At 62.2% G+C, this 12,225-nt stretch carries 12 protein-coding genes; 5 read left to right on the forward strand and 7 right to left on the reverse strand.

The window, feature by feature from the left end; translation table 11 throughout:
• Positions 1 to 25: 25 nt before the first annotated feature.
• The 3 genes from B047_RS0112510 to B047_RS0112520 all read left to right on the forward strand — a co-directional run bounded on the left by B047_RS0112510 (position 26) and on the right by B047_RS0112520 (position 2,205).
• Complete coding sequence (locus B047_RS0112510; RefSeq protein WP_018467310.1) at positions 26 to 619, forward strand: hypothetical protein; 594 nt, start codon at positions 26 to 28, stop codon at positions 617 to 619.
• A gap of 86 nt (positions 620 to 705) precedes the next feature.
• Positions 706 to 1,344: a hypothetical protein gene (locus B047_RS0112515; RefSeq protein ID WP_018467311.1), complete on the forward strand. Its 639-nt coding sequence runs from the start codon at positions 706 to 708 to the stop codon at positions 1,342 to 1,344.
• 81 nt (positions 1,345 to 1,425) lie between these two features.
• Positions 1,426 to 2,205 carry an ABC transporter permease gene (locus B047_RS0112520; RefSeq protein ID WP_018467312.1) on the forward strand — a complete coding sequence of 260 codons (780 nt, stop codon included), beginning with the start codon at positions 1,426 to 1,428 and terminating at the stop codon, positions 2,203 to 2,205.
• A gap of 50 nt (positions 2,206 to 2,255) precedes the next feature.
• Here B047_RS0112520 and B047_RS0112525 read toward each other — a convergent pair whose 3' ends face one another.
• From B047_RS0112525 to glnA (B047_RS0112550), 6 genes are all read right to left on the reverse strand, one after another.
• Positions 2,256 to 2,969, reverse strand: a complete 714-nt coding sequence (locus B047_RS0112525) for an ABC transporter ATP-binding protein (RefSeq protein WP_018467313.1) — start codon at positions 2,967 to 2,969, stop codon at positions 2,256 to 2,258.
• Positions 2,966 to 3,775 (reverse strand): ABC transporter ATP-binding protein, encoded by an 810-nt coding sequence (locus tag B047_RS0112530; protein WP_018467314.1) that lies wholly within the window; start codon positions 3,773 to 3,775, stop codon positions 2,966 to 2,968. Before B047_RS0112530 ends, B047_RS0112525 begins: the two co-directional genes overlap by 4 nt.
• Positions 3,772 to 5,145, reverse strand: coding sequence for a branched-chain amino acid ABC transporter permease (locus B047_RS0112535; protein WP_018467315.1), 1,374 nt, complete (start codon positions 5,143 to 5,145; stop codon positions 3,772 to 3,774). Before B047_RS0112535 ends, B047_RS0112530 begins: the two co-directional genes overlap by 4 nt.
• Positions 5,142 to 6,104, reverse strand: a complete 963-nt coding sequence (locus B047_RS0112540; RefSeq protein WP_018467316.1) for a branched-chain amino acid ABC transporter permease — start codon at positions 6,102 to 6,104, stop codon at positions 5,142 to 5,144. Before B047_RS0112540 ends, B047_RS0112535 begins: the two co-directional genes overlap by 4 nt.
• A gap of 364 nt (positions 6,105 to 6,468) precedes the next feature.
• Positions 6,469 to 7,632, reverse strand: a complete 1,164-nt coding sequence (locus tag B047_RS0112545; RefSeq protein WP_018467317.1) for a branched-chain amino acid ABC transporter substrate-binding protein — start codon at positions 7,630 to 7,632, stop codon at positions 6,469 to 6,471.
• 140 nt (positions 7,633 to 7,772) lie between these two features.
• Complete coding sequence (gene glnA, locus B047_RS0112550) at positions 7,773 to 9,107, reverse strand: type I glutamate--ammonia ligase (RefSeq protein WP_040779852.1); 1,335 nt, start codon at positions 9,105 to 9,107, stop codon at positions 7,773 to 7,775.
• Between the two features lie 215 nt (positions 9,108 to 9,322).
• Here glnA (B047_RS0112550) and glnA (B047_RS0112555) point away from each other — a divergent pair, with 215 nt between their 5' ends.
• A complete protein-coding gene (glnA, locus tag B047_RS0112555) occupies positions 9,323 to 10,744 on the forward strand; it encodes a type I glutamate--ammonia ligase (protein WP_018467319.1) in 1,422 nt (473 codons plus the stop codon).
• Positions 10,745 to 10,891: 147 nt separating this feature from the next.
• Positions 10,892 to 11,338, forward strand: coding sequence for a hypothetical protein (locus B047_RS0112560; RefSeq protein ID WP_018467320.1), 447 nt, complete (start codon positions 10,892 to 10,894; stop codon positions 11,336 to 11,338).
• A gap of 8 nt (positions 11,339 to 11,346) precedes the next feature.
• On the opposite strand, the gene B047_RS0112565 is transcribed toward B047_RS0112560, so the two are convergent.
• A complete protein-coding gene (locus B047_RS0112565; protein WP_018467321.1) occupies positions 11,347 to 12,171 on the reverse strand; it encodes an ABC transporter ATP-binding protein in 825 nt (274 codons plus the stop codon).
• Positions 12,172 to 12,225: the final 54 nt, after the last annotated feature.

Raw genomic sequence — 12,225 nt, forward strand, 5'->3', positions numbered from 1 at the left:
CTACGCCGAAGCCCTATCCTACCCGATGCGCCTACTCAGTCTGCTCCTCCTCCTTTCCCTCAGCGCGTTCGTCTACTTTCGCAACGCAACGGCCCGGCCCATTGCCCGACCTCCTGGGGTTCTGTGTCCCCTAGCCCCCTTCCAGAGCGCCCAGGACTTGCCTCCCGCCTTCGAGCATAGGGGATACCACATCCAGCCGCTGGCCCGCTTCGCCCTCGAGGCGCGGGTGCTGAGCAAACGGCTTTACCGCTACGACCAAGGAGCTAAGCTGGCTCCGCTAGATCTCGCGCTAGGCTGGGGTCGCATGTCCGATAGCCGGGTGCTGGAGAAGATTTCCATCAGCCAGTCCAACCGCTTTTACTTCTGGTACACCGCCAACCCTCCCATACCCCTCGAGGAAATCGCCCTCAGCAGCGCTAACATGCACATGATCCCCGCTACCACCGACCTCGAGCAGCGCCTCAAGCAGCTCAAGAGCGGCAACATCGTGCGTCTGCGCGGGTACTTGGTTCGAGCCAGCGGACCCGACGGCTTTTACTGGCAGTCCTCGCTCACCCGCAGCGACACCGGCAACGGAGCTTGCGAGCTGGTGTGGGTGGAGGAATTGGCGGTACGCTGATCGATCGAACTATATACCTCGCCCAACGAGCGTATGAGTAACGATCTTAACGGGCAAATTGCCCTCTCGGGTGGAGCGGTGCGTTTATGCTCGAGGGCAAGATGCAGAGCACGGTAGTCACCAAACAGCGCGATCAGCTACGCGAAGCCGTCGTCCTCAGGGACGAAGGCCTGAGGCTTCAGCGCCACATGGCCGAGATGGGCCGGGTACAGCGGGAAATGGCCGAGCAACTCGCCCAGGGCAAGCCCCTGGACGTCTCGGTGCTCGAGATGCTGCGCCAGGGTAGCAGCAGCTTTGAGGCCTGGTGGGGCAAGGTCCAGCGCCTGCTGGGACGCGAGGACCTGGAGAAAAACCTGCCCAAGGCCCTCGAGGCCCTCGAAGCCTATCAGCGTCGGCTCGAGGAAGCTGCCACCTGCGAGGTGGCGCTGGGCATCCTCGAGCGGGTGAGTGCCATCGTCCACCACGGGCCGGAGGAAATGCCCACCCTGACCCAGCTCCAGATGGACGTGCTGGAGCTGGTGCGCAGCATTACCCACAACCCCAGCGTCACCCCCACCGTGCAGGCCCTCGCTGCAGGCACCCACCCCTACGTGCGGCTGATTCACTTCCTGCAACCACAGGACATGAGCGACGAGGAGTGGGAGCAGACCTATGAGAGCCTGCGCGAATCGCTGGGCCGGGAAATCGCGGTGGCAGCAGCCAGAGGAAGGCTGATGCTGGCTTGATGGCATAAAGGGCTACCTTTGTGTCTGGCGTACGCCAGGCGTATTGCGTTTCGTGTTCCCCAGTGCAGTACACTGCAGGCGATGCGGTATCTGAGGGTACTCGGGCGCTTCTGGGGCAGTGCTATCGCCGCCGAGATGGAATACCGGAGCAACTTCTTCCTGGCCACGCTCTCGGCGATGGGGTTGCTGATCGGGAGCCTCTTCGGCCTGTCACTGCTGTACCAAGGCGGCTATCGCCCCGGAGGCTGGCGGCTCGAGGAGGCCCTGCTGGTGCTGGGGGCTTTCACCGTCTTGCAAGGTCTAGCCGGAACGCTCTTCCAACCCAACCTCAACCGCATCGTGCTGCAGGTGCAGCAGGGCACCCTGGACTTCGTGCTGCTCAAGCCCCTAGATAGCCAGTTCTGGCTATCGACCCGCATGTTCTCCCCCTGGGGCCTGCCGGATGTGCTCTTCGGGCTGGGGGTGTGGCTCTACGCCGGGATCAGGCTGGGCTTTGGGCCGCTCGAGCACCTCGCCGGGCTGGCCTTCTTGGGGGTGGCGGGCTTCATGCTCTACGCGCTGTGGTTCATCCTGGGCACCACCAGCATCTGGTTCGTTAAGGTAAGCAACACCACCGAGGTGCTGCGCGCGCTGCTCGAGGCCGGTCGCTATCCCATCCAGGCCTTCCCGGCCATATACCGCCTGTTTTTCAGCTTCGTCGTGCCGGTAGCCTTCCTCACCACCGTTCCCGCCGAAGTTGCTTTGGGCCGGGCCAGCCTGAAGACGCTGCTTTTGGCCCTGGGGCTGATGTTGGGTCTCTTCGCCTTCTCCCGCTTCTTCTGGCGGTTGGCCCTCAGGAGCTATACTTCGGCCTCGAGTTGAAGGGCGGCCCGCTGGGCCGCCCTTCAGCCATCGAATCGCAAACAACTTCGCTAGTGCCCGCCCAGGTAAGCCGCCTGTACCTCGGGCGTGGCCGCAAGTTGGGAAGCAGAGCCGCTGAGGGTCAGCTCGCCGGTTTGCAATACGTAGCCGCGATGGGCGATCTGAAGGGCGATGCGGGCATTTTGCTCGACGAGCAAGATGGTCTTGCCGGACTTATTGAGGCTCTGGATGGTCTCGAAGATGAAGTCCACCAGCACCGGGGCGAGGCCCATGCTGGGCTCGTCCATCAGCAGCAGCTTGGGGTCTTGCATGAGCGCTCGAGCAATTGCCAACATCTGCTGCTCACCCCCAGAGAGGGTACCGCCCTTCTGGCTTCGGCGCTCGTAGAGGCGGGGGAAGAGCTGGAAGCCGATCTGCTTGCGCTCTTCGACCACCTTCCTGTCGCTCAGCAAGTAAGCCCCGATCTCGAGGTTCTCCTCCACCGTCAGGCGGGGGAAGATGCGCCGTCCCTCGGGGACGTGGCCGATTCCCATGGCTACGATCTGCTCGGCAGGGACGCGCTGGATGGGCTTACCCTCGTAAAGCACCTCACCGCTGCGGGCTTTGACCATGCCGCTGATGGTGCGCAGGGTGGTGCTCTTCCCCGCGCCGTTAGCCCCAATCAGGGTCACGATCTCGCCCTCGTTGACCGTGAGCGAAATGCCCTTGAGGGCGTGAATGTGCCCGTAGTAGGTGTGAACGTTCTTCAACTCGAGCAAGCTCATGCCTGACCTCCAGCTTGCTCCGCCGCCCCTTTACCCAAGTAGGCCTCGATCACGCGGGGGTTGCTGCGGATCTCGGCCGGTAGGCCCTCGGCGATCTTGGAGCCGTACTCGAGCACGGCGATGCGGTCGGAAATGCTCATGACCATGCTCATGTCGTGCTCGATGAGCACGATGGTCAGGCCCAGCTCCTTGCGCAAGCGCTGCACATCCTCCTTCAGCCGGCTGGTCTCCTGCTCGTTCATCCCGGCGGCGGGCTCATCGAGGAAGAGCAGCTTGGGCTCCAACGCCAAGGCGCGGGCGATCTCCAAGCGGCGCTGCTCGCCGTAGGGCAGGCTGGTGGCGAGCTCGCCCGCGCGGCGGGCCAGGCCCATGTAGTCGAGCAGCTCCATGGCCCGCTCCTTGGCTTTGCGCTCGGCCTCGAGGTGGCGCGGGGTGCGGAGCATGGCGTCGAAGTAGCTGCTGTGGGTGTGGATGTGGTGCCCGACGAGCACGTTCTCGAGCACGGTCATGGCGGCGAAGAGCCGGATGTTCTGGAAGGTGCGGCCAATCCCGTGGGCCGCCACCTTATCCGGCGACATCCCGGTAATGTCCTTGCCGAAGAAGCGAACGCTCCCTTCGTCGGGCTCGTAGATCCCGGTGAGCAAGTTGAAGAAGGTGGTCTTCCCCGCCCCGTTGGGACCGATCACCGAGAAGATCTCCCCTGGCTTGACGGTGAGGCTCACGGCGTTGACGGCCTTCAGTCCGCCGAAGCTCTTGGAGACGGATTGCACCTCGAGGGCGCTGGCAGTTGCCGTCGCCGTAGTCATCGTTGCGCCTCCTTGGCCTCTTCGATCTCGAGCTGGTGGCGGCGCTCGGGGATGAGCCCTTGGGGTCTGAAGATCATCATCAGCACCAGGATCACCCCGAACACCAACCGCTCGTACTTGGCCGGCTCAACCTGGCTGGGCAGGTTGAGCACCCCAGCCTGGCGAAGGTTGTTGAGGTACTCGGAAAAGCTCTTGAGGATGTCGGTGTTGATGGCCGTCAGGGCCGCCGCTCCGAGGATCACCCCCGGAATCGAACCCATACCCCCCAGCACCACCATGCCCAGGATGGTGATGGAGGCCAACAGGGTGAAGGACTCAGGGCTCACGAAGGTACGCTGGGCGGCGAAGATCACGCCCATCGCCCCAGAGAAGGCTGCGCCGGTAGCGAAAGCCAGCAACTTGGTGCCCAGCATGGGAATGCCCATGGCTTTAGCAGCGGTTTCGTCCTCGCGGATGGCGATCCAGGCCCGGCCAAAACGGGAGTTGCCCAGGTTGATGTTGACGAGGACCACGACACCGATGACCACCAGCACCAGCAAGTAGAAGAAGAACTGGTAGTCGGTGCGGGCGTCGAGCTCAATACCGATGCCGCTCATCAGGCTGTGGAACCAGCCGATGTCTGGGCGCGAGACCGGGGTGATGCCCTGGGGACCGTTGGTGAAGTTGACCGGATGGTCGAGGTTGTTCGCCAGCACGCGCACCACCTCACCCAACCCCAGCGTCACGATAGCCAAGTAGTCCCCACGCAAGCGCAGCGCAGGAAGGCCAATGAGCACGCCGGTGATGGCGGTAGTGATGATGGCGAAGGCCATGAACAAGTAGAAGAAGTTGCCGTTCAGCGGGAACTGCCCCGAGAGGAAGTTGGCAGCTTGCGGCGAGCCGAAGATGGCCCAGGTATAAGCGCCAATGGCAAAGAAGGCCGCGTAACCCAGGTCTAACAGTCCCGCCATGCCCACCACCACGTTGAGCCCCAGGGCCATAGCGGCGTAGATCCCGATCTGGATACCGAGCTCGAGGAAGAAAGTGTTGTTGAAGCCGGCGATAGGCACCGAGATCAGCAGCACGGCCACACCGAGCAGGCCCTTGATCCAGCGCGGTATTCCCGGGATGGTGATGAGGGCGACGAGCACGGCCACCAGGCCGTAGAACAAGATGGACACCCGGGGCACCTGCGACAGCGCCAGCGTGAAGCCCAGAGCCAGTAGGGCCAGCGAGCCCGCGCGCACGGCCATGGCGGGCCTGAGGTAGGCCGTCAGCGCCACCCCAACGAGGCCCAGGAAACCCGCCAGGGCCCCGGGAGTCAGCCATAGCAGCGCCAGCGAGAGCCCCGCCACCCCCAACACGACGAAATTGGCTGTTTGGCGGCTCATACCTTCTCCTTGACCACCTGGCCCAGCAGACCCTGCGGACGGAACAGCAACAGCAGGATCAGGATCAGGAAGGCGATCACGTCCTTGTACTCGGTACCGAAGTTACCCCCGGTGAGCGTGGGCAGGTAGGTGCCCGCCAGGGTCTCCATCTGCCCCAGCACCAACCCTCCAACCATGGCCCCCGTGATGTTGCCGATCCCCCCGAGTACGGCGGCGGTGAAGGCCTTGAGGCCCGGCAGGAAGCCCACGTAGGGGTCGATGGTGCTGTACTGCACGGCGAACAGCACCCCAGCCACCCCACCCAGCGCCCCCCCAATCAGGAAGGTGCGGGAGATGATCACGTCGGGGTTGATGCCCATCAGGCGGGCGGTGCTCATATCCTGGGCCACGGCGCGGATGGCGGTGCCCAGCTTGGTGCGGCTGACGAGGTAATTCAGCCCCACGAGCATCAGCAGCGAGACCAGGATCAGGATGAGGGCCTTGTACTGGATGAAGACGGTCAGGAAGGTGAAATTGCCGTCGAGGGGTGGGATCAGGCGCATCTGGAGCTTGAACTCGTTGTGCCAGATGCCCTCCACCAGACGCACCAGATCCTGAAGGACAAAGGAAACGCCGATGGCCGTGATGAGCGGGACCAGCCGGTTGGTGGTCCCACGGGCGCGCAGGGGGCGATAGGCCAAGCGCTCCACGATCATCGCCGTCACGCCGGAGATGATGGCCCCCAGAATCAACGCAAGCAGCAGGACCACGATACCGTTGGGGATCACCGGGGCAAGGTAGCGGAAAACTTCCACCCCCACCACCGCGCCGATCATGAAGATTTCCGAGTGGGCGAAGTTGATCAGCTCGAGCACGCCGTAAACCATGGTGTAGCCCAGAGCGATCATGGCGTAGACAAACCCCAGCAGCAATCCGTCAAAGATCACCTGGGGGAGCAGAGCTAAGAGTCCTTCGAGCAAAACGAGCCTCCTTCAAAAGACCGCAGCACCTGTCAAGTGTGGGTCAGCTTCCCTAAAGAATATACACGCGCAGGGTAAGTCCTTACCCCACATGCCAGGTTCCGGTGCTCCATGATTATCCCTCTCCTTGAGCGACGTGGCAAAGTCTAAACGCAGGCTGCGCAGAGCAAAAGCCGAGTTCTAAGGTTTAGAGTGCAAAATTCTGAATCCTTTAAGCCACAAAGGCGTTTCAACTTAAAGTTGAGTCTAAGCCCCATCCCGCACGATTTGGGTACAGCGCACCCCTCGACGCCCACCCACATGCATTTTGTACCACCTCAATAAAAGCGGGTGGCCCGAAGGCCACCCTTTAGTTTTGGAAAGTTTACCGAGGAGCCGCGATCGAAACCTTCTTCAGCAGCTTCTGCTCGGCGTACTTGCCGGTGTCAAGGTGGATCACGAAGTAGTCGGCCACCTTGATGTCCCCCTTGGAGTTGAACTCGATCTCGCCGGTCAGGCCCGAGAGCTTGACCAAACGCACCCGCTGAGCAACCAGCTGACGGCTGGGCTTCTTGCCACCGCTCTGCTTGATGGCGGTCTCGATGGCGCTGATGATCACGTTGGCCGAATCATAGGCGTAGACCCCGAAGCCCTCGGCGTTCTTGCCGAACTTGGCACGGAAGTCCTGGGCGAACTTAGCGGCCTTGGGGAACTGACTGATGGGACCGGCGACGGTGGTGAAGTAGGTGTCCTTGGCCGCATCGGCACCTGCCAAGCGCTCGTACTCGCTGGCGTCGAGCCCGTCGCCACCCATGATGGGCACACGAATGCCACGCTCGCGAAGCTGCTTGGCGAAGGGGCCAACCTGATCGTAGATGCCGCCGAAGTAGATCAGGTCGGGGCGGAAAGCCTGGATTTGGGTGATCAGGGTAGCAAAGTTGCTCTTTTCCTCGGTGCCCACGAAGGCGCTGTTGGGGATTTCAGCCCCCAGGGCCTGGGCGCGCTTGCGGAAGTTCTCGGCCAAACCTTGGCCGTAAGCGGTCTTGTCGTGAATGACGAAAATCCGCTTGGCCTTGAGGTCCTTCACGGCGAACTCGGCGCCCGCGGGGCCCTGCACGTCGTCGCGACCGCAGATGCGGTTGACGTTGGGTAGGCCACGGTCGGTCACACGGGGGTTGGTGTTGGCCGGGGAGACCATCACCAGGCCGACGCGGGCATATACTTCCGAGGAGGGAATGGCCACGCCCGAGTTGAGGTGACCCACCACGCCCAGGATGTCTGGATCGTTGATGATGCGGTTGGCGTTGGCCACGCCGGTGTCGGGGTTGGCCTGGTCGTCATAGGGAGCGAGCTCGAGCCGGAATCCCAGCCTCTGAAAGCGGGCCTGCGCCTCCTCCACAGCGAGTTGCGCACCCAGCTTGATCTGTTCACCCAGAGCGGCCTGGCCACCCGAAAGCGGGGATTGCGTGGCGATCTTGATCACGTTGGACTGAGCCGAAGCCAGCCCGAGGGCAACCACGCCCAAAGCGACGATGCCGAGTCTCTTCATCCGATCCTCCTGATTCCACGCCAATAGCGGCGACTGGTTGAACACTACTGGCGAGGCCATTCTACACAGGCTCATCGTGATTTTGTCAACGAGATTGCAATGCAGGTTACATCTTGCACCTTGTGTTTAGCTACCGCTCTTCAGTACTCGGCCAGGTACTGGTCAAGCTCCCACTGGTGCACCGAGCTGCGATAGGAGTTCCACTCGATTTGCTTAGCCCGCAGGAACTGCTTGTAGAGGTGATCGCCCAGGGCCTCGCGGATGACCTCGTCCTTTTGCAGCGCCTCGAGGGCTTCGCGTAGGGTGCCGGGCAGCTCGCTCACCTTGTGCTTGCGCCGGTCGCGCACCGAGAGCTGGTAGATGTTGCGCTCGATGGGGGGCGGTGGAAGTTCCTGCTTTTGCATGCCGTCGAGGCCGGCAGCCAGGATCACCGCCAGGGCCAGATAGGGGTTGCACGAGGGGTCGGGGGCGCGGAACTCGGCACGGGTGCCGATCCCGCGGCGGGCGGGGACGCGAATCATGGCCGAGCGGTTGGAATCGGACCAAGCGATGGAGGTGGGGGCTTCGTAGCCTGGGGTGAGACGCTTGTAGGAGTTGACCAGGGGATTGGTGATGGCCACCATGCCCTCGGCGTGCTCGAGCAGCCCTTGAATGAAGTACAGCGCGATCTTGGAGAGTTTGTTGTCGCCCTTGGGATCGTAGAAGGCGTTCTCGCCGTTTTTGAACAACGACAGGTGCATATGCAGCCCCGAACCGTTGATCCCGGCGATGGGCTTGGGCATGAAGGTGGCGTGGAGGCCGTACTTGAGGGCCACTTTCTTGACCACGAATTTGAAGGTGGTGATGTTGTCGGCGGTACGCAGGGCGCCGGAATACTTGAAGTCGATCTCGTGCTGACCAGGGGCCACTTCGTGGTGGGAGGCCTCGATCTCAAAACCCATCTGCACCAACACGTTGACCATCTCCCGCCGCGCCTCCTCCCCCTTGTCCAAAGGAGCGAGGTCGAAGTAGCCCGCCCGGTCGTGGGTGATGATGCTGGGGTCGCCCTCAGGGGTGCGGGTGAAGAGGAAGAACTCGGGCTCGGGACCGGCGTAGAGGTCGTCGAAGCCCATTTGGCGCAGGCGCTCGAGCTGTGCCTTGAGGGCCTGGCGGGGATCACCCTCGAAGGGCCTGCCGTCGGGGTAGGCGATGTCGCAGATCAGCCGTGCCACCCGACCCTGGTGGGTGCTCTCGAGCTCCTCGGGAAAGACCAAAAAAGTGCTGTAGTCGGGCTTGAGCAGCATGTCCGCCTCTTCGCTGCGGGTGAAGCCTTCGATGGTCGAGCCGTCGAACATCACCTCGCCGTCCAGCGCCTTCTCAAACTGTGAAGCCGGGAGTTCAACGTTCTTGTTCACCCCCAGGATGTCGGTGAACTGTAAGCGCAGAAAGCGCACCTCCTGTTCACGTAAAACCTGCAAGATATCGGCTTTTGTCATGGCAGCCTCCAGCATAGCGGCTCAGCTTCGCGGACCACCGTGAGGATGGTTGCAGAAATTATGAAGCGATGAACATCTTGGCTAGTACGAATTGCATAAATTTGGCTAGTTTTTAGCTAAATTTCACTTAAATTATGCCTACTGTACTTAATTTTATTGACATCATGCAGACATTGGGGATATACTCCAGCGAGGTTCTCGGGAGGTGAGGTCGGGTGTTCAAAGATGCCAAAGCGCTCGTGAAGTACCTCGAGGAAAACAGCATCAAGTACGTAGACCTGCGCCTTTGTGACGTTCCAGGGCGCTGGCAGCACTACACCAAGCCTGCCCGCGAGTTCGACGAGGGCATCTTCGAAAGGGGTTCGGGCTTCGACGGCTCTTCGCTTCAGGGGTTCCAGGCCATCCAGGAATCGGACATGTTGCTGGTGCCTGACCCGAGCAGTGCCTTCGTGGATCCATTCTTCGCCGAGCCCACGCTGGTGGTCTTGTGTGACGTGTATGTCCCGCCCGTCAACACCCCCAAGCCCACCCCCTACCCCAAAGACCCCCGCCAGATAGCCAAGCGGGCCGAGGAATACCTTCGGCGCACCGGCATCGCCGACACGGTGTACATGGGCCCGGAGGCCGAGTTCTTCATCTTCGATCGGGTAGCTTTCAAGGACGAGCCCTTTGACTTTGGTTACACGGTCGAGTCCGTCGAAGCCCGTTCAAACTCCGGTGGGTTTGGCGACGGACACTGGATTCGCAAGAAGGAAGGCTATTTCCCGGTGCCCCCTTCCGACAAGCACCAGGACATCCGCGGCGAGATGGTCCGTCTGATGGAGAGCATCGGTATCGAGGTAGAACTCCACCACCACGAAGTAGCCACCGCAGGCCAGGCCGAGATCGACATGCGCTACGACACCCTTACCGCGATGGCCGACAAGCTCTACAAGTACAAGTACGTGGTCAAGAACGTCGCAGCAAGGCACGGTAAGACCGCCACCTTCATGCCCAAGCCCATCTTCGGTGACAATGGCTCGGGGATGCATACCCACCAGAGCCTCTGGAAGGACGGCCAGCCCCTCTTCGCCGATCCCAAGGGCTACGCGGGCCTCTCCAAGCTGGCGATGCACTACGTGGCGGGCCTGCTGGCCCACGGTCCGGCGCTGAGCGCCATCACCAGCCCTACCGTCAACTCCTACCGCCGCCTGGTGCCCGGCTACGAAGCCCCGGTCAACCTGATCATCTCCGCCCGCAACCGCTCGGCGGCGATCCGGGTGCCGATGTACTCCAACAACCCCAAAGCCAAGCGGATCGAGTACCGCCCCCCCGACTCCTCGGGCAACATCTACCTGACCTTTGCCGCGATGCTGATGGCCGGCCTGGACGGCATACGGCGCGAACTGACCCCACCCACGCCGACGGACAAGAACCTCTACACCCTCTCCGCCCGCGAGGCCCGTCGCATCAAGACCCTGCCCAAGAGCCTCGAGGAAGCACTCGACGCCCTCGAGCGCGACCACGACTTCCTGCTCGAAGGAGGCGTCTTCAGCAGCGAACTGCTCGAGACCTGGATCGAGCTCAAACGCGAGGAGGCCGCCCAAGTCCGGCTGCGGCCCAGTCCCATCGAGTACGCTATGTATTACGACATTTAAGGTGTGCTCTGGGATTCAAAAAGATAGCCACTTGAATCTGGGTTTTGGTTTAGGTTGCATAGCCCGGTATCCGGCTATCGACCACCACCTTAACCAATCATTGAATCCCGCGCGCGCTCCTCAGAACAGCGGCTAGGCTGAATAGGGGTGGAAGGGCGCCAGCGTCTTCGGTTTTGGGCTTTGCTAGGGCTGCTGCTCCTGGCCGGCATCGACGTGGCCGTGCGCTGGCTGCAACCCCCAAACCTCGACCTCGCCGCTGAAGCCAGAAGCACCTATCGCAACTACACCGCCACTGCGCAAATCCAGCAGGTCGAGGGGATGGCTCGAGGTTGCAAGGTCACGGTGAAATTCCACGAGTGGCACTCGCTCTCCCCTGGCTTCAAGCTGCACGAGATCCCCCAAAAGGGCCAGAACTACACCCTCTACGCCCAGCCCGAGCAGTGCGCGGCGCTCGAGGTCATCCAGGCCGAGAAGGGCAGCCGCCCCGAACTCACCGGGCATATCGTTTACACTGCGGGGGAAAACCGCTCCGGGCGCTGGTACATGCTCTCAGAGCCCAGGCCGCCGCTGGGGTGTGGTGTCGTAGGGCTATAACCCCGGATTCACATGAAGCGCTTGCGCCTGCGGTAGGACTTCACGTCCTTGAAGCTCTTGCGCCCGCCGGACTTAGCGACGCCGAGGTAAAACTCCTTGACGTCGGGGTTTTCTTCCAGGTAGGCCCGGCTGCCCTCGAGGGCGATGCGGCCCGACTCCATGATGTAGCCGTAGTGGGCCACGCTGAGCGCGACGCGGGCATTCTGCTCAACCACCAATACACTCACGCCCTCCTCGGCGTTGATCTGGGCGACGATGTCGAAGATTTCGCGTACCAGTAAGGGTGCGAGGCCTAGGCTGGGCTCGTCTAAGAGCAGCAGGCGCGGGCGGGCTAGCAGGGCGCGGCCAATCGCCAACATCTGCTGTTCGCCTCCCGAGCAATACCCGGCCAGGCGGTTCCTAAGCATGGCCAGCTTGGGGAAGTAGTGGTAGATGCGCTCGAGGTCTTGCCGCACCTCCCGATCCCGCCGGGTCGCAGCCCCCACCCGCAGGTTCTCCTCGACGGTGAGGTGCTTGAACACCCGCCGCCCCTCGGGCACCTGCACAATGCCCTTGAGCACGATGGCTTCCGGGGTCTTGTTGGCGATGTTCTCCCCACGGTAGAGGATGCTCCCCGAGACCACCTCGCCGTCTTCGGGCACCAGCAAGCCGGAGATGGCCCGTAAAGTGGTGGTCTTGCCCGCCCCGTTGGGGCCCAAAAGCGCGGTGATGTGGCCTTCGGGCACCTTGAGCGACACCCCGCGCAGCACCTGGATGATGTCCTTGTAGACGACTTCGATGTTGTTGACCTCGAGCAGGATCGGGCCGAGGTCTTCGGGATGGGTGGGTTGCATCGTTCCCTCGCTGGAGGCCAGCCGACTTATACCGGATTCAAAAAGATACCCTTC

Source organism: Calidithermus timidus DSM 17022, assembly GCF_000373205.1.
Lineage (GTDB): Bacteria > Deinococcota > Deinococci > Deinococcales > Thermaceae > Calidithermus > Calidithermus timidus.

Bases quoted from the DNA above. Each gene is read 5' to 3' on its own strand.
- B047_RS0112510 (WP_018467310.1), top strand. From the start codon at position 26: ATGCGCCTACTCAGTCTGCTCCTCCTCCTTTCCCTCAGCGCGTTCGTC.
- B047_RS0112515 (WP_018467311.1), top strand. From the start codon at position 706: ATGCTCGAGGGCAAGATGCAGAGCACGGTAGTCACCAAACAGCGCGAT.
- B047_RS0112520 (WP_018467312.1), top strand. From the start codon at position 1,426: ATGCGGTATCTGAGGGTACTCGGGCGCTTCTGGGGCAGTGCTATCGCC.
- B047_RS0112525 (WP_018467313.1), bottom strand. From the start codon at position 2,969: ATGAGCTTGCTCGAGTTGAAGAACGTTCACACCTACTACGGGCACATT.
- B047_RS0112530 (WP_018467314.1), bottom strand. From the start codon at position 3,775: ATGACTACGGCGACGGCAACTGCCAGCGCCCTCGAGGTGCAATCCGTC.
- B047_RS0112535 (WP_018467315.1), bottom strand. From the start codon at position 5,145: ATGAGCCGCCAAACAGCCAATTTCGTCGTGTTGGGGGTGGCGGGGCTC.
- B047_RS0112545 (WP_018467317.1), bottom strand. From the start codon at position 7,632: ATGAAGAGACTCGGCATCGTCGCTTTGGGCGTGGTTGCCCTCGGGCTG.
- glnA (WP_040779852.1), bottom strand. From the start codon at position 9,107: ATGACAAAAGCCGATATCTTGCAGGTTTTACGTGAACAGGAGGTGCGC.
- B047_RS0112565 (WP_018467321.1), bottom strand. From the start codon at position 12,171: ATGCAACCCACCCATCCCGAAGACCTCGGCCCGATCCTGCTCGAGGTC.